Origin of the sequence: Pseudomonas sp. UBA4617, assembly GCF_002386445.1 — a bacterium.
GTDB lineage: Bacteria > Pseudomonadota > Gammaproteobacteria > Pseudomonadales > Pseudomonadaceae > Aquipseudomonas.
Map to the genome: position 1 here is coordinate 104802 of NZ_DGIR01000009.1, position 22219 is coordinate 127020.

21 protein-coding genes are annotated in these 22219 nt (G+C 64.9%); 12 read left to right on the forward strand and 9 right to left on the reverse strand.

Annotated features, from left to right (window positions below; all coding sequences use genetic code 11):
• The first annotated feature begins 3 nt into the window (after positions 1-3).
• The 6 genes from B4L76_RS02700 to B4L76_RS02725 all read left to right on the forward strand — a co-directional run bounded on the left by B4L76_RS02700 (position 4) and on the right by B4L76_RS02725 (position 6658).
• Complete coding sequence (locus B4L76_RS02700) at positions 4-1656, forward strand: nitrite/sulfite reductase (protein WP_186675760.1); 1653 nt, start codon at positions 4-6, stop codon at positions 1654-1656.
• Positions 1640-2134, forward strand: coding sequence for a DUF934 domain-containing protein (locus B4L76_RS02705; protein ID WP_296230333.1), 495 nt, complete (start codon positions 1640-1642; stop codon positions 2132-2134). The genes B4L76_RS02700 and B4L76_RS02705 overlap by 17 nt, the downstream gene beginning before the upstream one ends.
• 127 nt (positions 2135-2261) lie before the next feature.
• A complete protein-coding gene (locus tag B4L76_RS02710) occupies positions 2262-3830 on the forward strand; it encodes a hypothetical protein (RefSeq protein ID WP_296230335.1) in 1569 nt (522 codons plus the stop codon).
• Between the two features lie 222 nt (positions 3831-4052).
• Positions 4053-4856 (forward strand): 2,5-didehydrogluconate reductase DkgB, encoded by an 804-nt coding sequence (gene dkgB / locus B4L76_RS02715; protein WP_296230336.1) that lies wholly within the window; start codon positions 4053-4055, stop codon positions 4854-4856.
• 5 nt (positions 4857-4861) lie between these two features.
• On the forward strand, positions 4862-6049 hold the full coding sequence (locus tag B4L76_RS02720; protein WP_296230338.1) for an MFS transporter: 1188 nt from the start codon (positions 4862-4864) through the stop codon (positions 6047-6049).
• 144 nt (positions 6050-6193) lie between these two features.
• Positions 6194-6658 carry a DUF1348 family protein gene (locus B4L76_RS02725; RefSeq protein ID WP_296230340.1) on the forward strand — a complete coding sequence of 155 codons (465 nt, stop codon included), beginning with the start codon at positions 6194-6196 and terminating at the stop codon, positions 6656-6658.
• Here B4L76_RS02725 and B4L76_RS02730 read toward each other — a convergent pair whose 3' ends face one another.
• Both B4L76_RS02730 and B4L76_RS02735 read right to left on the reverse strand, forming a co-directional pair.
• Positions 6659-8014 (reverse strand): ATP-binding protein, encoded by a 1356-nt coding sequence (locus tag B4L76_RS02730; RefSeq protein ID WP_296230342.1) that lies wholly within the window; start codon positions 8012-8014, stop codon positions 6659-6661.
• The gene (locus B4L76_RS02735) at positions 8011-8733 is read right to left on the reverse strand and encodes a response regulator (protein WP_296230344.1); all 723 of its coding nucleotides are present in this window, start codon (positions 8731-8733) and stop codon (positions 8011-8013) included. The genes B4L76_RS02730 and B4L76_RS02735 overlap by 4 nt, the downstream gene beginning before the upstream one ends.
• Before the next feature lie 164 nt (positions 8734-8897).
• Here B4L76_RS02735 and B4L76_RS02740 point away from each other — a divergent pair, with 164 nt between their 5' ends.
• The 5 genes from B4L76_RS02740 (at position 8898) to B4L76_RS02760 (ending at position 13319) form a co-directional block, all read left to right on the forward strand.
• Positions 8898-9674: an MlaA family lipoprotein gene (locus B4L76_RS02740; protein ID WP_296230345.1), complete on the forward strand. Its 777-nt coding sequence runs from the start codon at positions 8898-8900 to the stop codon at positions 9672-9674.
• A complete protein-coding gene (locus B4L76_RS02745) occupies positions 9641-9904 on the forward strand; it encodes a hypothetical protein (RefSeq protein WP_414707150.1) in 264 nt (87 codons plus the stop codon). The genes B4L76_RS02740 and B4L76_RS02745 overlap by 34 nt, the downstream gene beginning before the upstream one ends.
• A gap of 132 nt (positions 9905-10036) precedes the next feature.
• A complete protein-coding gene (locus tag B4L76_RS02750; RefSeq protein WP_296230348.1) occupies positions 10037-11269 on the forward strand; it encodes an MFS transporter in 1233 nt (410 codons plus the stop codon).
• A 36-nt stretch (positions 11270-11305) separates the two neighbouring features.
• On the forward strand, positions 11306-12079 hold the full coding sequence (locus tag B4L76_RS02755) for an AraC family transcriptional regulator (RefSeq protein ID WP_296230350.1): 774 nt from the start codon (positions 11306-11308) through the stop codon (positions 12077-12079).
• Between the two features lie 91 nt (positions 12080-12170).
• Positions 12171-13319, forward strand: a complete 1149-nt coding sequence (locus tag B4L76_RS02760; protein ID WP_296230351.1) for a M14 family metallopeptidase — start codon at positions 12171-12173, stop codon at positions 13317-13319.
• Between the two features lie 45 nt (positions 13320-13364).
• Here the strand turns inward: B4L76_RS02760 and B4L76_RS02765 are convergent, their stop codons facing one another.
• From B4L76_RS02765 to B4L76_RS02795, 7 genes are all read right to left on the reverse strand, one after another.
• Positions 13365-14330: a Csu type fimbrial protein gene (locus B4L76_RS02765; RefSeq protein ID WP_296230352.1), complete on the reverse strand. Its 966-nt coding sequence runs from the start codon at positions 14328-14330 to the stop codon at positions 13365-13367.
• The gene (locus tag B4L76_RS02770) at positions 14330-16627 is read right to left on the reverse strand and encodes a fimbria/pilus outer membrane usher protein (protein ID WP_296230494.1); all 2298 of its coding nucleotides are present in this window, start codon (positions 16625-16627) and stop codon (positions 14330-14332) included. Before B4L76_RS02770 ends, B4L76_RS02765 begins: the two co-directional genes overlap by 1 nt.
• 105 nt (positions 16628-16732) lie before the next feature.
• Positions 16733-17509: a fimbrial biogenesis chaperone gene (locus tag B4L76_RS02775; protein ID WP_296230354.1), complete on the reverse strand. Its 777-nt coding sequence runs from the start codon at positions 17507-17509 to the stop codon at positions 16733-16735.
• A 39-nt stretch (positions 17510-17548) separates the two neighbouring features.
• Positions 17549-18052, reverse strand: a complete 504-nt coding sequence (locus B4L76_RS02780) for a Csu type fimbrial protein (RefSeq protein WP_296230355.1) — start codon at positions 18050-18052, stop codon at positions 17549-17551.
• 3 nt (positions 18053-18055) lie between these two features.
• The gene (locus B4L76_RS02785) at positions 18056-18586 is read right to left on the reverse strand and encodes a Csu type fimbrial protein (protein WP_296230357.1); all 531 of its coding nucleotides are present in this window, start codon (positions 18584-18586) and stop codon (positions 18056-18058) included.
• A gap of 19 nt (positions 18587-18605) precedes the next feature.
• On the reverse strand, positions 18606-19142 hold the full coding sequence (locus B4L76_RS02790; protein WP_296230495.1) for a Csu type fimbrial protein: 537 nt from the start codon (positions 19140-19142) through the stop codon (positions 18606-18608).
• 31 nt (positions 19143-19173) lie between these two features.
• Positions 19174-19701 carry a Csu type fimbrial protein gene (locus B4L76_RS02795; protein ID WP_296230359.1) on the reverse strand — a complete coding sequence of 176 codons (528 nt, stop codon included), beginning with the start codon at positions 19699-19701 and terminating at the stop codon, positions 19174-19176.
• A 266-nt stretch (positions 19702-19967) separates the two neighbouring features.
• Here B4L76_RS02795 and B4L76_RS02800 point away from each other — a divergent pair, with 266 nt between their 5' ends.
• Positions 19968-22217, forward strand: a complete 2250-nt coding sequence (locus B4L76_RS02800; RefSeq protein ID WP_296230361.1) for an ATP-binding protein — start codon at positions 19968-19970, stop codon at positions 22215-22217.
• Positions 22218-22219 lie beyond the last annotated feature (2 nt).

The following is a 22219-nucleotide window of genomic DNA, read 5'->3' on the forward strand; positions in this document are numbered from 1 at the left end:
TTTATGTACGTATACGACGAGTACGATCAGCGGATCATCGAGGACCGCGTCAAGCAGTTCCGTGATCAGACCCGCCGCTACCTGGCCGGGGAACTGAGCGAAGAAGAATTCCGCCCTCTGCGCCTGCAGAACGGCCTATACATCCAACGTTTCGCACCGATGCTGCGTGTCGCCGTGCCGTACGGCCAGTTGAACGCCCGCCAGGTCCGCACCCTGGCCAAGATCGCCCGCGACTACGACAAGGGCTACGCCCACATCTCCACCCGCCAGAACGTACAGTTCAACTGGCCCGCGCTGGAAGACGTCCCGGACATCCTTGCCGAGCTGGCCACGGTGCAGATGCATGCGATCCAGACCAGCGGCAACTGCCTGCGCAACACCACCACCGACCAGTTCGCCGGTGTCGCTGCGGACGAAATCATCGACCCACGCCCGTGGTGTGAAATCGTCCGCCAGTGGACCACCTTCCACCCGGAATTCGCCTACCTGCCGCGCAAGTTCAAGATTGCCATCAACGGCTCGCAGGAAGACCGCGCCGCCATCGAGGTGCACGACATCGGCCTGGAGCCGGTGCGCAATGCCGCTGGCGAGCTGGGCTTCCGCGTACTGGTCGGCGGCGGACTGGGCCGTACTCCGGTAGTCGGCTCGTTCATCAACGAGTTCCTGCCCTGGCAGGACCTGATCAGCTACCTGGATGCCATTCTGCGCGTGTACAACCGTTACGGCCGCCGTGACAACAAGTACAAGGCGCGGATCAAGATCCTGGTCAAGGCCCTTACCCCGGAAGTGTTCGCCGAGAAGGTCGAGGCCGAAATGGTTCACCTGCGCGGCGGCAGCACCACCCTGACCGAAGCCGAAGTACAGCGCGTTTCGCGCCACTTCGTCGACCCGGACTACCTGGCCCTGGACAACGTCGACTACAGCGCCCTGGATGCCGAATACCCAGGCTTTGCCCGTTGGCGTTCGCGCAACACCCGCGCCCACAAGCGCCCGGGCTACGTGGCCGTGACCCTGTCACTGAAGCCCACCGGCGTTGCCCCGGGCGACCTGACCGACAAGCAACTGGACGCCGTGGCCGACCTGGCCGAGCGCTACAGCTTCGGTTTCCTGCGCACCTCGCACGAACAGAACATCATTCTCGCCGACGTCGAGCAGCGCCAGCTGCACGCGCTGTGGCTGGAGCTGCGCGAAGCCGGCTTCGCCACCCCGAACATCGGCCTGCTGACCGACATCATCTGCTGCCCGGGTGGTGACTACTGCTCGCTGGCCAACGCCAAGTCGATTCCGATCGCCGAATCCATCCAGCGCCGCTTCGACGACCTGGACTACCTGTTCGACATCGGCGAGATCGACCTGAACATTTCCGGCTGCATGAACGCCTGCGGCCACCACCACGTGGGCCACATCGGCATTCTCGGCGTGGACAAGAAGGGCGAGGAGTTCTACCAGGTATCGCTGGGCGGCAATGCCGCGCGTGGCGCGAGCCTGGGCAAGATCCTCGGCCCGTCCTTCGCCCAGGACGACATGGCCGATGTGATCGAGAAGCTGATCGCCGTGTACGTCGAGCAACGTACCGAGGAAGAGCGTTTCATCGACACCTACCAGCGTATCGGCATCGACCCCTTCAAGGAACGCGTCTATGCAGCGAATCATTAAGAACAACCAGATCGTCGACGAAACCTGGCACCTGCTGCCGAAGGAGACCTCGTTCGACGAGCTGACCAACTGCGACGACTACATCGTCCCGCTGCAGATGTGGCGCGACCATGCCCATGCACTGAAAGCCCGCGATGGTGGCCTGGGTGTGTGGCTGGACAGTGACGAAGAAGCGGAAGAAATCGGCGAGGACGTGCAACACTTCCAGGTCATCGCATTGAACTTCCCGGCCTTCACCGACGGGCGCAGCTACTCCAATGCACGCCTGCTGCGTGACCGCTATGGCTACAAGGGCGAGCTGCGTGCGATTGGTGACGTGCTGCGCGACCAGCTGTTCTTCATGGCCCGCTGCGGCTTCGATGCGTTCGCCATCCGTGCCGACAAGGACCCGGAAGACGCGCTGCAAAGCCTGAAAGACTTCTCGGTGACCTACCAGGCCGCCGCCGACGAGCCGCTGCCGCTGTTCCGCCGCCGCTGATCGTCAGCTGCCGTGCCTGACGGCCCGCCTTCTTGGCGGGCCGATGCGTTTTCGGGTCGGGAATTCAAGTTCGCTGATGGCGCGCCGACATCATGCACGAACGCCCCAGAAAACGCAGGAAGCGTGAATGAATCAGATTCCACCGATCATACGCATGACCCAGGCCTACATGCCTGCTGCCAAGGCACCTCCAGGCATTGCCGTAAAAGCCGCAGAACCCACAGCAAGCAGCGAGGTCAGCCTTGGCCAGCCGCAGCCCAGCGCCGACATTGGTGTCTACAACGCCAAAGGCACCCTCGGCAATGGGCAGGTCCGCCATGTCTGGGAGCATAACGGCATCGACAAGCTGAGCCTGACCATGTATAGCGCGATTCAGGCCTCTTCCACCGCTTCCCGGTTTCAGGGCCTGGGCGCAGCGTTGCTGGAACAACTGGCAGCCAACGGTGGGCAACGTATTGCCCAGTCAGGCCTGGCAGTAGATCGCGGTGCGGCAGCCGAGCCCATGCTGCTTGGCCTGCAACAGGCAAGGCTGCGCGAGTTCGCCACCGACCGCGTGACCTTCACCCTGAACACGGCGTCCGGCGCGACCGTTTCCCTGGGGCTGTTCAACAGCGAAAGGGGCTTGGCGGTAGATGCCGAGGTGCTCGGCGGTGACCTCACCGCCAGTGAACTCAAAGGCCTGGCAATGATGGCGGACAGCTTCCAGACCGCCGTCAACGGCCTTGTTCAAGAGCCCCCGAGCCTGAAGCTCGGCGCGCTGGTGAAGCTCGACCCCACGCTCTTCACCGGCCTGCAACTAGAGGCACAACTGCAAACCGCAGACGGAGCCCGACAGACGTTTGCCCTGCAGATGGACGAGCACACGCGCAGCCTGGAACTCCAGGCGCCGTCCGGCAATGTGAAGATGAACTTCGATACCCAGGGCGGCACCTTGCTGGGCAGCGAGGCGCAACGGCAGGCAGCAGTGTCGAACTACCTGACCCAGTTCGATGCCGCACAGCAACGCGGAAACGGCGATGAACAATTGATGACGCTGTTCAAGGATGCTTTCCGCCAGCTCAATAGCGTCGACGACGCCGCCCTGCGCCCGGCGGCTGATGACATCTGGTCAAACACGAGCAGCCGCCTGCTGCTGAGCGGCATGGCCGACTTCACCGCTTCGCTCTCCACACCCGGGAAGCGCACCAACCCCATGCGCCCGGATGAAATAGACAGCTTCACTTACAACGTTTCACAAACCACCGCCCGCAAGGGCGGAGCAGCCAACCTGAGCCTGCAACAGGACCAGCAGAGTACGCTGAAGGCTTCCTGGCACGAGAGCCTCAACCCATGGGTAGAGCTGCAACTCAGCCTCGACAGCGAGTCGCAGGACTACCGCTACCATGAGGTGGATGACCAAGCCAGCAGCTCGACCCGTATAGGCTTTGTCAACAACGTCCTTGTCGAGGCCACTGCTATGCAACAGGCCAGCCAGCAGGAGCGTGTACGCACTTACCAGAAAGCCGAACTGCAGTCCGATGTCACCACCTCTGCCTCGACCGAACAGTCACGCGACCTGCTGGGACTGCTCGAAAAGCTCTTGGTGAACGACCGGCAGGCGCGGCGACTTGGCCTCGCCTCCAGCCTTGAGCAACAGATCCAGTCGCTGCGGGGTCTATGGTTGCTGCAATCCAACCCAGCGCTGATCCGCGACTGATCAATGCATCCGCCTGCCCCTGTCGCCCTCAGTAGGCGCCAGGGGTAGATTGCCAGGCTTTCGATCACGACCGAACCGCCGATTGTTGACTGCAGCTCAAAAGACCTTGGCCCCGCCGCCCCTTAATCAGTCCCCGCCATACCCGCATACTGCTCCCACACGAACATACGAGCGTCCCGGCTCGGTACCGTTCACTTCTCCCCAAGCAGCAGGAGCAGATCCATGAGCATTCCACCCTTCGGCCTCGGCACCTTCCGCCTGACCGGCCAGACCGTCATCGATTCGGTCAAGGCAGCCCTGGAACTGGGCTATCGGGTCATCGACACCGCACAGATCTACGACAACGAAGCTGAAGTCGGCCAGGCCATCGCCGAAAGCGGCGTGCCGCGCAGCGAGCTGTTCATCACCACCAAGATCTGGGTAGCCAACTACGCGGCAGACAAACTGATCCCCAGCCTGCGCGACAGCCTGCAGAAACTGCGTACCGACCATGTCGACCTGCTACTGATCCATTGGCCAGCCCCAGGCAACGGCGTTGAACTGCCCGAGTACATGGCCGCCCTGGCCGAAGCCAAGGCGCTGGGCCTGACCCGACAGATCGGTGTGTCGAACTTCAACATCGAGCTGACCCGCCAGGCCATCGGCGTGGTCGGCGAAGGCCAGATCGCGACCAACCAGATCGAGCTCAGCCCGTACCTGCAGAACGGCAAGCTGGCTGCATTCCTCAAGGAACAGGGCATCACCGTCACTTCGTACATGACGTTGGCCTACGGCAAGGTCCTGAAAGACCCGGTACTGGCCGAGATCGCCGCCAAGCACAAGGCCACGGTCGCCCAGGTTGCCCTGGCCTGGGCCATGCAACAGGGCTACGCGGTGATCCCGTCGTCGACCAAGCGCGAGAACCTGGCCAGCAACCTGCTTGCCCAGAGCCTCAAGCTGGACGCCGAAGACATGGCCCGGATTGCCGGGCTGGAACGCAATGGCCGCGAAGTCAGCCCTGACGGCCTGGCCCCAGCCTGGGATTGATCGCCATGACCGCTCAAGCAATGAAAAGCGGCCGGGTACTCTTCGCCCTGGCCATCGGCGCGTTCGGCATCGGCACCACCGAGTTCACCCCGATGGGCCTGCTGCCAGTGATCGCCCAGGGCGTCGAGGTGAGCATCCCCAGCGCCGGCATGCTGATCACTGCCTATGCCATCGGCGTGATGGTCGGCGCCCCGGTGATGACGTTACTGTTCAGCCGTTTCGGCAAGCGCGCAGCGCTGATGGCACTGATGGCCATCTTCACCCTGGGCAACCTGCTGTCCTCGCTGGCACCGGACTATTACACCCTGCTCGCCTCGCGGCTGGTTACCAGCCTCAACCACGGCGCGTTCTTCGGCCTGGGCGCAGTGGTGGCGGCCAGCGTGGTGCCCAAGGAGAAACAGGCCAGTGCGGTGGCGACCATGTTCATGGGCCTGACCATCGCCAACATCGGCGGCGTACCGGCGGCCACCTGGGTCGGCCAGCAGGTCGGCTGGCGCATGGCCTTTGCCGGCACCGCCGCACTCGGCCTGCTGGCCATGGCCGCGCTGTGGTTCGCCCTGCCCAAGGGTGAGCGCGGCAGCGTGCCACATGTGCGCAAGGAGCTGGCCGTTATCGCCCGCCCCAGCGTGTTGCTGGCGATGGCCACCACCGTGCTTGGCGCCGGCGCCATGTTCACCTTGTACACCTACGTCGCCCCGGTACTGGCCGAACTGACCGGCGCCTCGGACAGCTTCGTCACCCTCGGCCTGGTGCTGATCGGTGTGGGCTTCACCCTGGGCAACAGCCTGGGTGGGCGCCTGGCCGACTGGTCGCTGGACGGTGCAGCGCGGATCTTCCTCGCAGTGCTGGCGGCAATCATGCTGCTGATGCCGCTGGTACTGGGCAGCCATATCGGCGCCGCCCTGGTCTTGCTGGTGTGGGGCATGTTCACCTTTGCCGTGGTACCACCGCTGCAGATGCGGGTGATGATCGCGGCCATCGAGGCACCGGGGCTGGCGTCCTCGATCAACGTCGGTGCGTTCAACCTGGGTAACGCCCTGGGCGCTGCGCTGGGTGGTGCGGTGCTCAGCCTGAACCTCGGCTATGCAGCGGTGCCAATGGCCGGGGGCGTGCTGGCAGCGGCCGGGCTGCTGCTGGTATGGCTGGGCGGCCGCCGCAAGGCCGTCGCAAATACCGCTGCCGACGCGGCCTGAGCGCTCCGCCAGCGGGACTGTGCCTGGCATGGCACCTGCGCATTGTTCCGGGCAATGCAATTATGAAGTGCCAGGCACATCCATTCTCTGGCCACGCAGCGGCGGCTAAGCTCCTCACCAGCCAATCAATCCGAGGAGTAGCCCATGTCTCGTCCACCCCTTCCGCCCTTCACCCACGCAAGCGCCATCGAAAAAGTCCGCCTGGCCGAAGATGGCTGGAACAGTCGCGACGCAGCCAAGGTCGCGCTCGCCTATACCATCGACACCGTGTGGCGCAATCGCGTCGAGTTCCCCCGCGGCCGCGCCGCGGTCGAAGCTTTCCTGGCGCGCAAATGGAACCACGAACTGGAGTACCGCCTGATCAAGGAATTATGGGCCTTCACCGGTAACCGCATTGCCGTGCGCTATGCCTACGAGTACCACGACGACAGCGGCCAGTGGTACCGCGCCTATGGCAACGAAAACTGGGAATTCGCCGACGACGGGCTGATGCAGAACCGCCATTCGAGCATCAACGAACAGCCCATCAGCGAAGCCGAGCGCAAGTTCCGCTGGCCGCTGGGCCGGCGCCCGGATGATCACCCCGGGCTCAGCGAACTGGGGCTCTGATCAGCCGGTCGGCAGCGTGACCCTGACCTCCAGGCCACCCCCCGGGCGGTTGCACAAGGTCACGCTGCCGCCCTGCTCCAGCACGATGGCCCGTGCTGCCGGCAGGCCCAGCCCGACGCCGCCAGTGTTACGGTTGCGCGAGCCTTCGATGCGGTAGAACGGCGCGAATACCTGCTCGTGCAGCTCCGGCGCGATACCCGGCCCACGGTCCTGCACGCTGATTTCGATCTGCCCGGTACGTATCGCCAGCGTCACTGCGGGGTCACGGCCATACTTCGCGGCATTGTCGATCAGGTTGACCAGCACCCGCCTGATACCCATCGGCCGCCCCTCGTACACGCAGCGGCGTGGCCCGTTCAGCCCCACCTCCACGCCGGCATCCCTGAAATCATCCACCACAGTCGACAGCAACTCGCCCAGGTCGAACACGGTGGCCTGCTCCAGCCGCGCATCGTCACGGAAAAACCCCAGCGCCGCCTCGACCATCGCCTGCATCTCGTCAACGTCCTTGAACAGCCTGGCCTGCAGTTGGGCATCGTCGATGAACTCGGCGCGCAAACGCATGCGCGTCAAGGGTGCGCGCAAGTCATGGGAAATCGCCGCAAGCATCTGGGTGCGGTCGTTGAGAAAGTGCCTGAGCTGCGCCTGGGTGGCGTTGAACGCGAGAATCGCCTGGCGCAGGTCGTGCGGCCCTACCACCGGAATCGGCGGCGCGTTGAAGTCCTTGCCAAAACGCCGTGCGCCTTCGGCAAAACGCTCCAGTGGCCTGGCCAGGTAGCGCGTGGCAAGCAAGGCAACGGCAAGGCTGGAGAGCAGCATCAGGGTCAGGATGATCAGGTTGCGTGGCAGCTCATCCAGCCCCCAGCTACGGGCAGTGGCGCGGAACAGTACCCAGGACTTGTCGCTCAGCTCGATCATCAGCGCATAGCCGCGCTCAGGTGCGTATTCCGGCAGGTCGGACGGTTCGAAGGCTTCGATCCTGGCATCCGGGCGCTTGAGCAGCGCGCGCAGGATAGGCGTGCCCTCGCTGAACTCGGCATCGACCAGCGCGGGCACGCCGGCTTCGTCATGGCGACGCAGCCAGCGCACCGAGTAGCTGCCGTCACCCGCCGCGCTGGCGATGTTGGCCCGCTCTGCCAAGGATGCGACATCGAGAATGCGGGTAACGGCTGCGACCTTTTCGATCACTCCGCTCTCCAGCAGCGGTGGCTGCGCCCAGACACTCAGCAGCAGGCTGAACAGGCCTTTGAGCAGCAACAGGAAGAGCATCGCCGTCAGGGTGGTCAGCGCGATCCAGCGGGCAATGGTGATCTTCGGCCGTGGCAGGGCCTGGCGAACCCGGGCAAGCAGGCTCATCGTCTGGCCACCGTGGGCGTGAACAGGTAACCGGCGTTGCGCAAGGTGCGGATCAACGGCTCGTGGCCCTGCTCGCTTTCAAGCTTGCGGCGCAGCCGGCTCACCTGCACGTCAACGCTGCGGTCATAGGCCTCGTAGGCATCGCCACGGGCCAGGTCCAGCAACTGCTGGCGGCTGAGCACCCGGCGCGGATGCTCGGCGAACACCAGCAACAGTTCGAATTCACCGTTGGACAAGGGGATCATGACGTTGGCCGGCGAACGCAACTCGCGCCGCACCACGTCCAGCCGCCAGCCAGCAAACTCGAGGATCGCGCAGGCATGGCCCGCCGCGCCAGCGGCTGCGCGACCAGCCGCTTCGCCGGCACGCCGCAGCACTGCCCTGACCCGCGCCAGCAATTCACGTGCGGCGAACGGCTTGGTCAGGTAGTCATCCGCGCCCAGCTCCAGGCCCACCACCCGGTCGCTCAGCTCGCCCATGGCGGTGAGCATGATCACCGCCACCTTGTGCTCGGCCAGCAAGCGCTGGCACAGCACCAGGCCGCTATCACCGGGCAGCATCACGTCGAGAATCACCAGGTCTGGCACCCGCCGCTCGACAGCCTGCCAGAGCGCTTTGCCGTCTTTGGCCACGTCCACCTCGTAACCGTGCTGGCGCAGGAACTTCTGCAGCAGGTCGAGCACTTCGACATCGTCGTCGACTATCAGCAAATGGCTCACTAAAACCACCAAAACAAGAAATTCGGCGGTACTTTAAGGCCATCTCCCGCCAGCCGTCATATATTTCAACCCGGTAACAAAGTGTCGACACCGAGACATTCCGGACATCACCCGGCAAACAAAACTGCGCAGCATCGCCGCCAGTTCTTGCCAGGAAGCAACCAATGTCCCGTTCATCTTCCGCCTCCCGTTCAGCGCGCTCTGCCGTGCTGGTGCTGACGCTGCTGGCCGCAAGCGGCTGCAGCCAGCGCGCTCCCGCCACGGCGACGTGCGGCAACGTCGCCTATCAGCTCAGTGACCCGGCAGAACCCGCCAACCGTGCGGTGTTCGCCTTCAACCGCAGCGTCGATGACCACCTGCTGGCCCCCGTCGCCCGGGGCTATCAAGCGCTGCCCGGTTTCGCCCGGCAGGGCCTGCACAATTTTGCCAGCAACTTCGCTGAGCCCAAGGTATTCGTCAACGATGTGCTGCAAGGCAATGGCAAGCGGGCGTTGACCAGCCTGACGCGCTTCATCTTCAACACCACCCTGGGTGTGGCGGGGCTGGTCGATGTATCGGGGAAAATGGGGCTGAGCCAGCACCGTTCGGACTTTGGCCAGACCTTCGGCGTCTGGAACATCGCCAATGGCCCGATCGTCGAACTGCCGCTGCTGGGCTCACACAACCTGCGTGATGCCAACGGCACGGTGCTGGGCATGGCGCTGGACCCGTTTGGCGGCAACAGCGATACCGTCACCACCCTGGGCAACGCCGCCACGGCGGGAGGCATCGTCGACGCACGGGCCGAAGCCCTGCCATTGACCGACCTGCTGAGCACCTGGCCGGATTACTACGTTGCGTTGCGTGACTACAGCGCGCAACGGCGCAGCAATCGGGTGGCAGAAGGCAAGGTCGGCAAGCCGGGCGCATGGCAGGCCGACTGTGCCGGGGGTGGCCGGTGACAAACGATACGCAAACCGCCGTGCTGCTGTTCCGGCGCCTGGAGGGTGCCGCCCGACAGCCGCTGTTGCTGCACGAACTGGAAGCCCGCCTGTCTGCCGATGGCCGCAGCCTGGTACTGAGCCGCTACCGGGAGCGCTTTACCGCCGACGGCAAACCCTACCGCCACGAGACTCACCGCAGCGTACCGATTGCCGCCTTGCTGCGCTGGATGACCCGCCAGGGAGCGTGAAGGAAGAGCAGTGGATTCTGCAATGTCCGAAACGCGAGAGTGGCTGCCCGTTCGGCGTGAGACAGGCACCCAGGGCGCTGGCTACCCTGCTCTGGCAATGCCTTGTTCCCTTTCGACAGAAGAACTTCGCCCATGACGATTCCCTCCGCCTCCATGGCCGCCACCACGCCTGCCACCCCACCCCAGGGCTTTCTGGTCCGCATCGTCGGCGCCGCCGCATTTGCCCATCTGCTCAACGACCTGATCCAGGCTGTGCTGCCGTCGATCTACCCGATGCTCAAGAGCGATTTCGCACTGAGCTTCGCCCAGGTCGGCTGGATCGCCCTGGTCTATCAGGTGACCGCCTCGCTGCTGCAACCCTGGGTCGGCCTGTACACCGACAAGTATCCGCAACCCTACCTGCTACCGGCAGGCATGCTGGTCACCCTGGTGGGCATCGCCCTGCTCGCCTGCGCCGGCAGCTACGCCATGCTGCTGGTAGCAGCCGCAGTGGTCGGCGTGGGCTCGGCCACCTTCCACCCGGAAGCCTCGCGGGTGGCGCGGATGGCCTCCGGCGGTCGCTTCGGCACTGCGCAATCGACCTTCCAGGTGGGCGGCAACACCGGCTCTGCCCTTGGCCCACTGCTGACCGCCGCCATCGTCATCCCGCACGGCCAGCCGGCCATTGCCTGGTTCATGCTGGCGGCTGCGCTGGCTGTGCTGGTGCTGTGGCGGGTGACTGGCTGGACCGTGAGCCACGGCCAGACCCGGCTCAACACCTTCGCCGGCCAGCAGCCGCCCGGGCTGGCACGTGGCGCCATGTGGCGCGCGGTGGGGGTGATCGCCGTGCTGATGTTCGCCAAGTTCGTGTATATCGCCTCGTTCACCAACTTCTTCACCTTCTACCTGATCGACCACTTCGGCCTGAGCGTGCAGCACAGCCAGCTGTACCTGTTCGTGTTCCTCGCGGCGGTGGCGCTGGGCACCTTCGCCGGTGGCCCGGTGGGTGACCGCATCGGGCGCAAGGCAGTGATCTGGGTCTCGTTCCTTGGCGTGGCCCCCTTCGCCCTCGCCCTGCCCCATGCCAACCTGGCCTGGACGGCGGTCCTCGCGGTGGTCATCGGCCTGGTGATGTCATCGGCATTCGCCGCCCTGGTGGTCTATGCCCAGGAGGCAGTGCCGGGCCGGGTCGGCATGGTGTCGGGGGTGATGTTCGGCTTGATGTTCGGCATCAGCGGCATCGGTGCCGCCGGGCTCGGCGCGCTGGCCGACCGGCATGGCATCGAGTGGGTATACCAGGCAATCGCATTCCTGCCAATGCTGGGGCTGGCCACTGCGCTGCTGCCGGCAACCCGCTCGCAAGCCCGCCCCGCCCGCTGCTGTTAAAGTGGCTCGGCCGGGCAGCCTGAACACGAGGTAGCAATGCTCAAACCGCAGCAGGAATTGCTGGTAGAGGTCGATGAATGGACCTGGGAAGTGGGTAGCCGCGCAACCGACTACCCGACCGACTGGTTCATCGAGCCGCACAGCCATGCCAAGCATCAGCTGATCTATGCCATCAAGGGCCTGATGATCGTCGAATCCGGCAATGAACGCTGGACCGTGCCACCCAGCCGCGGGGTGTGGATGCCCTGCGGCCAGGTGCACGCGATACGCTGCGTGGGCGAAGTGAAGATGCGCAGTGTGTTCGTGCGAACCGACACCGCCGTGCAGCTGCCCGGGCAGAGCAAGGCGATCAGCATCTCGCCGTTGCTCAGCGAACTGATCAAGGCCTCGGTGGGTTTCTCGGCGCCGTTTGCCGATGACTCGCGCGAAGGCCGGGTGATGCGCCTGATCCTCGACGAGATCTGCGTGCTGCCAACCCTGCCGCTGAAGTTGGCGCAGCCCGGCGACCGGCGCCTGCGGGCGATCTGCGCGGCGCTGCACGAACGCCCTGACGATAACGCCACCGTGGCCGACTGGGGCCTGCAACTGGGGGTGGACGAAAAGACCATCCAGCGCCTGTTCCGCAAGGAAACCGGCATGACCTTCGGCCAGTGGCGCCAGCAGGCGCGGCTGATGCAGGCGCTGGAACGGATCGCCCTGGGCGAGCGGATCATCGATGTTGCGGTGGCACTGGGGTATGACAGCCCAAGCGCCTTCGCCAGCATGTTCAAGCGCCAGTTCGGCACCACGCCCAGCCAGTTCTTCAAATGACCTGAAAAACAAACATTGCATGATCTCACGCAGCAACCCGGTCATGGCGTGTACAGTAGGCTCACAACAAAGCCCAGAAGGAGCCCGGCACATGACCGCAACGCTGTCCCCCCTGCAGATCGACTGCGATTTCGACTCCGGCAACATTCAGGTACTGGATGCCAGCAACCCGGCCCGGGTGCACCTGGCCATTCGCCCCGACACCCACAGCGACCACTACCAGTGGTTCCACTTCAAGGTCAGCGGGCTGACGCCAGGCCAGATCCATCGCTTCAGCCTCGACAACGCCTCCGGCTCGTCCTACAAGAACGCCTGGAGCGGTTACAACGCCGTGGCTTCCTACGACCAGCAAAGCTGGTTCCGCGTACCCAGCCAGTACGATGGCACGGCGCTGTCGTTCGAGGTTGAAGCCGAACAGCCGCAAATCTGGTTCGCCTACTTCGAGCCCTATCCGCGTGCCCGCCACAACCAGCTGATCGAACGTGCCCGGCAACTGCCAGGGGTCGAAGTGCTGGCCAGCGGCCGCAGCGTACAGGGCCGCGACATTCCCCTGCTACGTGCCGGTGATGGCGCCGCAGGCAAGCGCAAGCTGTGGCTGATTGCCCAGCAGCATCCGGGCGAACACATGGCCGAGTGGTTCATGGAAGGGGTAATCGACCGCCTGCAGGCCGACGACGCGACGATCCGGCAATTGCTGGCCAAGGCCGACCTGTACCTGATCCCCAACATGAACCCGGACGGCGCCTTCCTCGGCCACCTGCGCACCAACTTCAAGGGCAGGGACCTCAACCGTGCCTGGCAGGATGCCAGTGTCGAGTTCACCCCCGAGGTGTTCTTCGCCCAGGCGCAGATGAAGCAGTACGGGGTGGATGCGTTCATCGACGTGCATGGCGACGAAGAGATTCCCCATGTGTTCACCGCGGCCTGCGAAGGCAACCCGGGCTATACCCCGCGGCTGGCGCAGCTGGAAGCGCAGTTCCGCAGCACCCTGTGCAGTCTGACCCGTGACTTCCAGACCGTGCATGGGTATACCCGCGACGAGCCGGGGCAGGCCAACACGACACTGGCCTGCAATGCCGTGGGAATGGCCCATGACTGCCTGTCGCTGACCCTGGAAATGCCTTTCAAGGACCACGACGACGCGCCCGACCCGGTCACCGGGTGGTCGGGCGCACGGTCGAAGGCACTGGCCGGGGCAGTGCTGGATACCCTGGCGCAGATGGTGGACGATTTACGTTGAACCCTGTCTGACCTCGGTTGCTCCAGCCGCAAGTGCGGGGCGCATTCAGAACTGCACATCCAGGATCACACTGTCGGCGTAGCTGCCCGCCGGCGGTGTCGCCTGGTCGGTGTAGACCCTGGCGTTGTAGTTGAACACCTGGCTACCAGTCCCGGTACCCGTCCCGGGGTTCACATCTGCTTCGGCGCTGGCCCGCCGCGCGGCCCCCACCGAACCCCAGCGCTGCGCCCCGGCGCTCTTGAAAATATCGTAGGCGAGGTAGTTGTTCGCCGCCGACTTCATGCGCCGCCGCCCACCGGCCACGTTCTTGCCATCGTCCAGGCCAACGGTGTAAACACTGCCCTTGGTGCACGACACACTGAGGTTCTGGCTCACCGTAGCGAACCCCGCCACCACCGGTGCACTGGCGAAGCTGATGTCAGGCGTGGTGATCTGGCAGTCATTGGTCACCGTCAGGCTCACCGTCAGGGTCTTGCTGCCGCTGCCAGTGTCGCGGCCAATGCAAAACCCGCCAAGCCCGATCCCCTCGCAATAATCCCAGGTCCATTCGACATTGAGGGTTTCCTGATAGACCCCTGCGGCAACGTTGCTACCCACTTGCGTACGCATGTAGAGCGGCACGTTCTTCGGGGTACCGTTGAGCAGGCCCAGCAGATCAAGGATGCCAGTGGAGCGGTATTCGAAAGCGCTGCCGCGGGTGATCGGATAGCTGGTGGTGGCGTCGGCATACAGCGTGTAGGGGATGACATCCCCGGTCGGCCCCACCAGCCCACTGCTGGTGGCGGTGATCCTGATCTTGAACGAATCGGTGCTACTGAGCACGCTGAGCACCGAACCACTGCACTGCAGGCCCGAATTGGTACTGGAGGCCATCTGCACCGTGCTGCGTACCTGAGTCGAGTTCAGCGAGCCGAATGCCGCTGGCGCTGTCACCACGGAAGTGCACTTGGCCCAGGCCGCACCCGCCCCCAACAACAAGGCGCACGCCAGCAATCCACGCCAGCAGCCCATCACTTGCATTCCAACGGGCCGATCAGGGGGATCGAGCCTTGCGCTTCAGGCAGGTCGAACGCTACCCGGCAATGCCCGCCGCCGGCCAGCTCCACCTGCAGGCTGTTGTGCGGCGCCAGGTTTTCCAGGTACACCAGGCCATCCCATCCGACAACTGCCTGGCTGCCGGTTTCGACATGGGTGACACGGCTGCCCAACGTGACCACCCGCCGGTTGGCGTCCACCAGTTCGACGCTGGCCGCCAGCACGCGCCGCAGCGGGAACTCCAGCAGGTAGCCGCTGCCACGGCGCACCGCCACGCGCTGCTCCACTTGCGTGGCAAGGATGTCCGGCGGCAAGTTCATCGGGTCGATTTCGTACTTGCCGCGGTAGTAGCCACTGCTGTACGGCACCAGCAGATGGCCACCGGCATCGGTGCGGCCGATTTCCTGGTTTTCATAGCGCACCGGCACATCGGCGTAACCATGGGTGCTGACCAGCACGAAGGCATCGTCGATGCGGTTGGCGGCGAACAGCCCCGCATCCATCCACACCAGCGATCCGCTGGCGTCGGCCCAACGGGTCATCTCGCCCGTGCTGCCATATACGCCTGCCTGCAACTGTACCGACTGCAAACGCCAGGTGACATCGGCCTGGCGGTAGGCATCGCGCTCGCTACCGGCGGCATAGCCCAGGTTGTAACCGACACCGCCACCGACGGGCACCGCGCGGCTGTAGTTCACGCGCTGCAGGCGCTCACCCTGCTGGCTGCGCTCCAGGGCCAGGGCCAGGGTGCCATGCAGGTCGAACGGTATGACCAACTGCGCCTGCACCGCCCACTGGCTGTCCCCCAGTTCACGGTTGGCCGACAGGTACAGGCTGCTGCTGCCCCACAGCGGCTTGCTGTAGCTGAGGTTGAGCAGCCGGGTACGGGTACCGTCGCCAGCGCGCACGTCGAAATAGCCGGCGCCAATGTTGCCGTACTGGTTCAGGTTCAGGCTGAACGTGACCTGTTCGCTGCGCTGGCTCAGTTGCAGGTCCTGGCTGTCGACTCGGGTCAGGTCGGCGTAGCTGCCGTAACGTTGCAGGCGCTGGTAGCTGAAGCCGATGCGCTGGCTGTTGTACTGGTAGCCGAGGGCAACCTGGTGACCGTTGTCACCCTCGAACTGGCTCTGCGCCAGGGCCGCGTTGAGCACACCAAGGTTGCCCAGGCGCATGTTGCCGCCCAGCCCGCCCAGCATCAGCGACTTGGCGGTCTCGGCATGGCTTTCCAAGGTGAAGCTGTCGCTGACCCCGTAGCGCAGGCTGGCCGAGGCAACTCCGGGGCCGTAGGCGAAATCGCGCACGCCATAATCCCGGCGCAGGCTACCGGCAGACATCGAATAATCCATCAGGCCTTCTTGCAGCAGGCTGCTGGTGACATAGAACGGCAAGGTGGTCGACACCTGCCGGCCAAGCGCATCGGTGGTGACCACCACGGCTTCCCCCGCGCCATTGATGAACGGCACGTTGGTCAAGGTGTAGGGGCCAGGTTGCAGCTCGCTGGTGCTGGCCTTGTAGCCATTGATGAACAGGTCGAGCGAGGTCGGTACCGCCGCTTCGCCAGCGAACGCCGGCAACGGATAGGTGACCAGGTCGGGGCGTATCGCGAAGTCGCGAGACAAGCGCAAGCCGCCCACCCGCACCGAGCTGCTCCAGGGCAAGGCGCCGGTCACCAGGTCACCAGCTTCGTAAGTCAACAGGCGCTGCTCGTCGCTGAAGCGCCAGCTGGTGTCGTAACGCAAGAAGCCCTGATGCCTCTCGCCGCTCGGCGCACCGTTGAACGACTGGCGCCACTGCCCGGTGCTGGAGAATGTGCCCCAGCTGTCGAACAGGCGCAGCTCATTCCAGGCCGCCAGGTAGCTGCCCGCATCATCGCTGTCGTTGAGGTACAGGTCGTAGTTGAACAAGGCGCCAAAGCTGCTGCGCGCCTCAGTCGCCGGGTACAGGTTCCGCTCGCCCACTTGCTGGGCGGGCAGCCAGGCGGGCGGTACCTGTAGCAGCAGCCGCTGGTTCTGGCTGTCGTAGTCGGCGTGCAACCCCGCGATGGCGTCCAGGGCCAGTTCACCCTGGGGGTCGCCTGGCAGCGAGACACCGGCCGCGCGCAGCACCTCGCTGTCCACAAACAGCTGCCCGGCGCGCTGCTGCACCGCCACCAATTCAGCCTTGGGCATCTGGTTCACCAGCAGCTCGAGGTACAGCGTGGCGTCGGCGATGGCGGAGACCTCCGTCGGAGGCGGTGGCAGCTCGTCGGCCAGCACCAGGCCGGAGCCGACCATGGCCAGCCGCAGGCTCCAGCAGGGCACCATCGTCAGCCACCTCACACACGGATTCCTGCCATTGCCGGGTCCTCCCTGGCCCACAAGCGGCATTCAGGCGCTGGCTCATTGGCCTTGGCGGATGGCGTCCGCGCTGCTCTGGCCGTTCACCCGCCCTTTCAACACACTGCCTGCATGGGCAGCCAGCGGCGCCGGCCAGCGCATGCTGGCCCCCGGCAGTACATAGCCCAACAGGCCCTCTGCCAATGCCTTGCTCTGGCTCCCCTGCTGCACCACCACATCGGTCAGGCGGGCGTGCACCGGGCCGGTATTGCGCAGTTCCACATAGGGCTTGCCCTGGACGGTCACCGCACGCCAGCTGAGTTGCGGCTTGCCAATGCCCTCGGCAGTGCGCTTGCCCTCAGGGTCGGCCCTGCCCCACAGGCCTTCGCCGTAGACGAACAGCGGTACCGAATAGCGCATCTGCAGGCGGATCGCTGCAGTAGTGCCAGGCTCGGCCTTGTCGACCGGGATGGCCGGCGGGATTTCGTCAATGATGATGCGGTAGGCCTGCTCCTGGCCGACTGGCGAGGGCGCGGTGCGGGTCAGGCGGATCAATTGCCTCTGCCCGGGAGCGATGCTGGCCACTGGCGGGCTGCCGATGATCTCGCGCTGCGCCTGGAACTGCTCCTGATAGCCATCCTGACGCCAGGCAAACACCCGCACCTGAAGGTTGGCCGCCGTGGTGCCGCGGTTTTCCAGCCACAGCGCGCCGGCTTTCTGATCAGCTTCCAGCACCGGATCAATCGGCCAGATCAGCACCGAGGTTGCCGCCCCGGCCGGCAGGCTCGCCAGCCACAACGCTCCGACCCACCTACGCGCCCACTTCGCGCCTGCCCCCATGAATCTCTCCTTGAATACTGGTCGTCGATGCCGACGTGCTCACCAGCTCACCGTCACCTGCACCACATCCGTGTAGGTCCCGGCCGGCAGCGTACCGGTCAGCTGAACCCGACCGTACACCGGCAGCCTGATCGCCGTCGGGTCGCTGTAGTTCACGGCGACGTTCTGGCCGATCCCCAGGTTCTGGCTGTAGGCCGCATCCTGGTACAACTGGTATGCCAACACCTGGGTGCCACCGGTGCGCTTGAGATTGCGCGTACCGCTGGCACTGTTCTGCCCGCCATCCACGCTCATGTTCAAGGCCACCCCCGGAGTGCACTGGAAGGTCACCGTAGAGCCACCCAGCGAGGTGCCGACAGCCCCGCTGGCCAGCGCCGACTGCGAGCCATAGTCAAGCGTTCCGAAGCTGCTGACACCCCCCACCACCAGGCACCCTGCGACGATCTGCGCAGTCACCGCAAAGCTGCTTGTGGTCGCCGCATCCAGCGGCGCAGCCAGCAGCACGCCAAGGCAGGTCAGCCCACCCGCCAGCCAGCTGCGCATGGCTCAGAACGACAGCTCGACAGACACCGTGTCGGTGTACACCCCGGCCGGCAGGCCCGCCTTGCCACGTGCCTGGCCGTACAGGTTGACGGTCTGGGCCACGCCGGAGCTGGTCGGCAAGGTGATGGTGCCGTCGATGGCCAGCAGCTGCGAATGCCCGGCATCGGTGTAGAAGTCGTAAGGCACGTAATTGCCGGCGCCATCGGCCAGCGCCCGCGTGCCCCCGGTCGACTGGCCGTCGTTGAGGCCAGCCCGTACGCGGATCACCGGTATCGTACCGGCCGAACACAGCACGCTCATCGCCCCTCCGCCACCGCCGATTACCTGGGCGCCGGCCGTGGTGAACAGGGCATCCTGCGTGCCGAAATTCAAGCTACCGAAGTTCATCCCCGAGGTGCCCGAGCTGCCATTGACCTGGCATGCCGCGGTCAGGGTCAGCGTCGAGTTGATGTTCCCGGTCGTGGCGGCATGGGCCTGGAAGGCCAGCGCCAGACCCAGGCCGGCAAGGATGCAGCATGAAAGGTTCGATCGCATCGGCGTCTCCTAATCGGTGTTACCAGTCCAGGGTCACTCTCAGGGTGTCACGGTACAGCCCGGCCGGCAGGGCACGCGGCTGCGCCACCACCACACCGTAAATAGGGATCGGCACCTGGTGGGCGCCGCTGATGGTGAAGGCACGCGCCTGACCGATGCCGTAGCGGCTGTTGCCACCCGGGTCGATAGCCAGTTGATAGGGAATCAGTTCGCGGCCGTTGCTCAGCCGCCGTATGCCATCGCTGCCATTCAGGCCGCCGTTGATGCGCACGTTGAACGCGCGGACGTCAGGGGTGCAGCTGATCTGCAGGCTACCCTGGCCACCCAGGTCCTCGACCCGGCTGCGCAGCGGCTGGTCCCAGCCAAGGCCCCGCTCGCCGAAATCCAGCACTCCGGGGTTGCCCACCAGGGTCGCTTGCGTGCCGTTGCTGCTGACCTGACAGGCCGTGCTGATCACCAGGCGCGCCTGGATGAAGCCGGAGCTGGTGCCATGCGCCGCACCGCTGGGCACCAGCAACGGGCCCAGGCCAAGTAGCAGGATCGAGGTTCGGCTGATGGCCGTCGAGTTCCTGTGCATGGCGGCAGCCCTACCAGGTGAGCGTGATTTTGAGCAGGTCGGCATACCTGCCTGCCTGCGGTACCCAGGCCAGCTTGTCGATGCGCGCGTACAACGGCAGCTCGACCGAGCCGCTGTCCGGCACCCGCGCCGAATGGGCTACATCCACTGCCAACGGTTCGCGCCAGGCGGCATCGCGGTAAAGCCGGTAAGGGATCGGCCGGGCCTTGTCATCTTCGCTGGCCAGAAAACGCAGCTCGCCGATGCCGCCATGCTGGCCGCCGTCGACGCGCACCTGATACGGGGTGTGCGGATTGCATTCCAGGCGCGGCGGGCGCTGGCTCAACAGCACACCACTTAGCGGCGCACCAGGGCCGTCGAGGCGTGCGGCCGCACCCAGGTCGACAAGCCCCAGCGCCTGGGCGCCGGCGTCGCGCGGTTGGCCGACCAGCATGCAGCCGCGCTGCACCAGCACGCGTACCTCCACCAGGAAGTCCGCCGCCGTGGTGCTGGTGCTCACCATCAGGCCCAGCAACGCGGGCAGGAAGCGTTCCGTCACGTTGATTATCCTTGTCGATGTGTGCAGACCTGAGCGTAGCAGCGAGTTGACATCACGGAGGTGGCATACGGCCATTTTTTTGTGTTAGCAACAAAGCGATAGGTCCACGCTAAAAACACCCGGCCTGGCGCCGAACCCACCGCGACTTCAGGCCTCCAATGCTCAAGGCCGGCACTGGTGCCGATAATCTGTTAGGGTGAAGCACTCTTATCCTGCACCAGACACATACGGCACGCATGGACAGACATGACAGGAGCGTTTCATCGATGACTGCAGACAGCACGCTCACCCAGGCCCTTGAACGCTGTGCCCAGGAGCCGATCCAGCTGCCTGGCAGCATCCAGCCCCACGGGTTCCTGCTGGTGCTGGACGAAGCCGATCTGCGCGTGCTCCAGGCCAGTGAAAATGTCGAGCAGTGGCTGGGCTTACCCGCCCGGGAAATCATCGGTTGCAGCTTTGCAGAGCTGGTCAGCGCTGACTTCGACCTGCGTCTGCACCTGGCCCGCCAGCCCGAGGACGAAGCGTTTCCGTTCCATATCGGTGACGTGCAACTGCGCCAGGGCGCACCGTACAGCCGGATACTGCACCTGCTGACACACCGTCACGACCAGGTCCTGATTGCCGAATTCGAGCCCCCACGGCTGCCAGACGACCTTGCCGCACAGGGCGATTACTACCCGCTGGTGCGCAGCTTCGTCGGTCGCCTGCACCAGGCCGCCAGCATTGACGAACTGCTGCAGCAAACCGTTGTGCAACTCAAGCGCATCACTGGCTTTGGCCGGGTCAAGGCCTACCGTTTCGACGCTGAAGGCAACGGCCAGGTGCTGGCCGAAGAGGCCGACCCGGGCTATCCCAGCTACCTGGGCCTATGCTTCCCGGCCGCCGATATTCCACGCCAGGCGCGCGAGCTGTACCGGGTCAACCGCATCCGCGTGATCGAGGACGCCAACTACCAGCCCTCGCCGCTGCTGCCTGCTGCCAACCCGCGCACGGGCAAGCCACTGGACCTGAGCTTTGCCGCGCTGCGCAGCGTATCGCCGGTGCACCTGCAATACATGCGCAACATGGGCACCCTGGCCTCGATGTCGCTGTCGATTGTGGTCGATGGGCAATTGTGGGGGCTGATCTCCTGCCACCACCAGCAACCGCGCCCGGTGGACCTGCGCACCCGCACCGCCTGCGAACTGCTCGCCAGCGTGCTGTCGTTGCAGATCGAGTCACGCGAGTCGCACGCCAACACGCGTCAGCTGCTGCAGTTGCGCCAGCACATCGTGCGCATGATTTCCTCCATGGCCGACCATGACAGTGTCAGCGACGGCCTGCGCGATTTGCCAGACGTGTTGCTGGCCTTCGCAGGTGCCCAGGGCGCTGCGGTCATCTCGGCCGAACGTTGCGACCTGATCGGCAAGACCCCGCCCGCCGCGCAAGTCACCGCGCTGGTGCACTGGCTGACGCAACGGGGCGAAGAGACCGTCTTTTACAGCGACAACCTGCAGCGCGACATCGAGGAACTGCCCGAGCTCGCCGCCCACGCCGGTGGTGTGCTGGCGGTAGCCATTTCGCAGATCCATTCGCACTACCTGCTGTGGTTCCGCCCCGAGCAGGTGCGCACGGTAAACTGGGCCGGGCAACCGACCAAGCAGGTCGGCCCGCAGGGCAACCTCGACCCGCGCCACAGTTTCGAACGTTGGCAGGAACAGCTGCGCGGCTACTGCGAGCCCTGGCACCCACTGGTCATCGAAGGCGTGCTGGAACTGCGCACCGCCGTGCTCGGCATCGTCCTGCGCAAGGCCGAGGAGCTGGCGCAGCTGGCCGGCGAACTGCGCCGCTCGAACAAGGAGCTTGAAGCCTTTTCCTACAGCGTATCGCACGACCTGCGTGCACCGTTGCGGCATATTGCCGGCTATACCGAACTGCTCGCCGAAATCGAGGAGCAGAGCCTGAGCGAGCGTGGCAAACGCTTCCTGCATCACATCCACGAAGCCGCACACTTTGCCGGCAGCCTGGTGGATAACCTGCTCAACTTCTCGCAGATGGGCCGCTCCGCCCTGCGCCTGGCGGACGTCGACCTCAACGCGCTGGTCGAAGCCATTCGCAGTGAGCTGGCACCCGACTACGAAGGCCGTGAAATCGTCTGGGACATCGCCCCGTTGCCCAAGGTGATCGGTGACCCGGCCTTCATCAATCTGGCCTTGCACAACCTGCTGGCCAACGCTATCAAATATACGCGTGGCCGCACCCCGGCGCGCATTGGCATCAGCGCCGTGCAGCATCCGGACGAAATCGAGGTGTGTATTCGCGACAACGGCGTGGGCTTCGACATGGCCTACGCCAACAAGCTGTTCGGCGTGTTCCAGCGCCTGCACCGCATGGAAGATTTCGAAGGCACCGGGATCGGCCTGGCGAGCGTGCGGCGCATTATCGAACGTCATGACGGCCGGGTCTGGGCCCACGGCAAGGTCGACCAGGGCGCCACGTTCCACTTCACCCTCCCGCGCCACCCCGCGACAACCTGAGG

Bases quoted from the DNA above. Each gene is read 5' to 3' on its own strand.
- B4L76_RS02700 (WP_186675760.1), top strand. From the start codon at position 4: ATGTACGTATACGACGAGTACGATCAGCGGATCATCGAGGACCGCGTC.
- B4L76_RS02705 (WP_296230333.1), top strand. From the start codon at position 1,640: ATGCAGCGAATCATTAAGAACAACCAGATCGTCGACGAAACCTGGCAC.
- B4L76_RS02710 (WP_296230335.1), top strand. From the start codon at position 2,262: ATGAATCAGATTCCACCGATCATACGCATGACCCAGGCCTACATGCCT.
- dkgB (WP_296230336.1), top strand. From the start codon at position 4,053: ATGAGCATTCCACCCTTCGGCCTCGGCACCTTCCGCCTGACCGGCCAG.
- B4L76_RS02720 (WP_296230338.1), top strand. From the start codon at position 4,862: ATGACCGCTCAAGCAATGAAAAGCGGCCGGGTACTCTTCGCCCTGGCC.
- B4L76_RS02725 (WP_296230340.1), top strand. From the start codon at position 6,194: ATGTCTCGTCCACCCCTTCCGCCCTTCACCCACGCAAGCGCCATCGAA.
- B4L76_RS02730 (WP_296230342.1), bottom strand. From the start codon at position 8,014: ATGAGCCTGCTTGCCCGGGTTCGCCAGGCCCTGCCACGGCCGAAGATC.
- B4L76_RS02740 (WP_296230345.1), top strand. From the start codon at position 8,898: ATGTCCCGTTCATCTTCCGCCTCCCGTTCAGCGCGCTCTGCCGTGCTG.
- B4L76_RS02745 (WP_414707150.1), top strand. From the start codon at position 9,641: ATGGCAGGCCGACTGTGCCGGGGGTGGCCGGTGACAAACGATACGCAA.
- B4L76_RS02750 (WP_296230348.1), top strand. From the start codon at position 10,037: ATGACGATTCCCTCCGCCTCCATGGCCGCCACCACGCCTGCCACCCCA.
- B4L76_RS02755 (WP_296230350.1), top strand. From the start codon at position 11,306: ATGCTCAAACCGCAGCAGGAATTGCTGGTAGAGGTCGATGAATGGACC.
- B4L76_RS02760 (WP_296230351.1), top strand. From the start codon at position 12,171: ATGACCGCAACGCTGTCCCCCCTGCAGATCGACTGCGATTTCGACTCC.
- B4L76_RS02765 (WP_296230352.1), bottom strand. From the start codon at position 14,330: ATGGGCTGCTGGCGTGGATTGCTGGCGTGCGCCTTGTTGTTGGGGGCG.
- B4L76_RS02770 (WP_296230494.1), bottom strand. From the start codon at position 16,627: ATGGTCGGCTCCGGCCTGGTGCTGGCCGACGAGCTGCCACCGCCTCCG.
- B4L76_RS02775 (WP_296230354.1), bottom strand. From the start codon at position 17,509: ATGGGGGCAGGCGCGAAGTGGGCGCGTAGGTGGGTCGGAGCGTTGTGG.
- B4L76_RS02780 (WP_296230355.1), bottom strand. From the start codon at position 18,052: ATGCGCAGCTGGCTGGCGGGTGGGCTGACCTGCCTTGGCGTGCTGCTG.
- B4L76_RS02785 (WP_296230357.1), bottom strand. From the start codon at position 18,586: ATGCGATCGAACCTTTCATGCTGCATCCTTGCCGGCCTGGGTCTGGCG.
- B4L76_RS02800 (WP_296230361.1), top strand. From the start codon at position 19,968: ATGACTGCAGACAGCACGCTCACCCAGGCCCTTGAACGCTGTGCCCAG.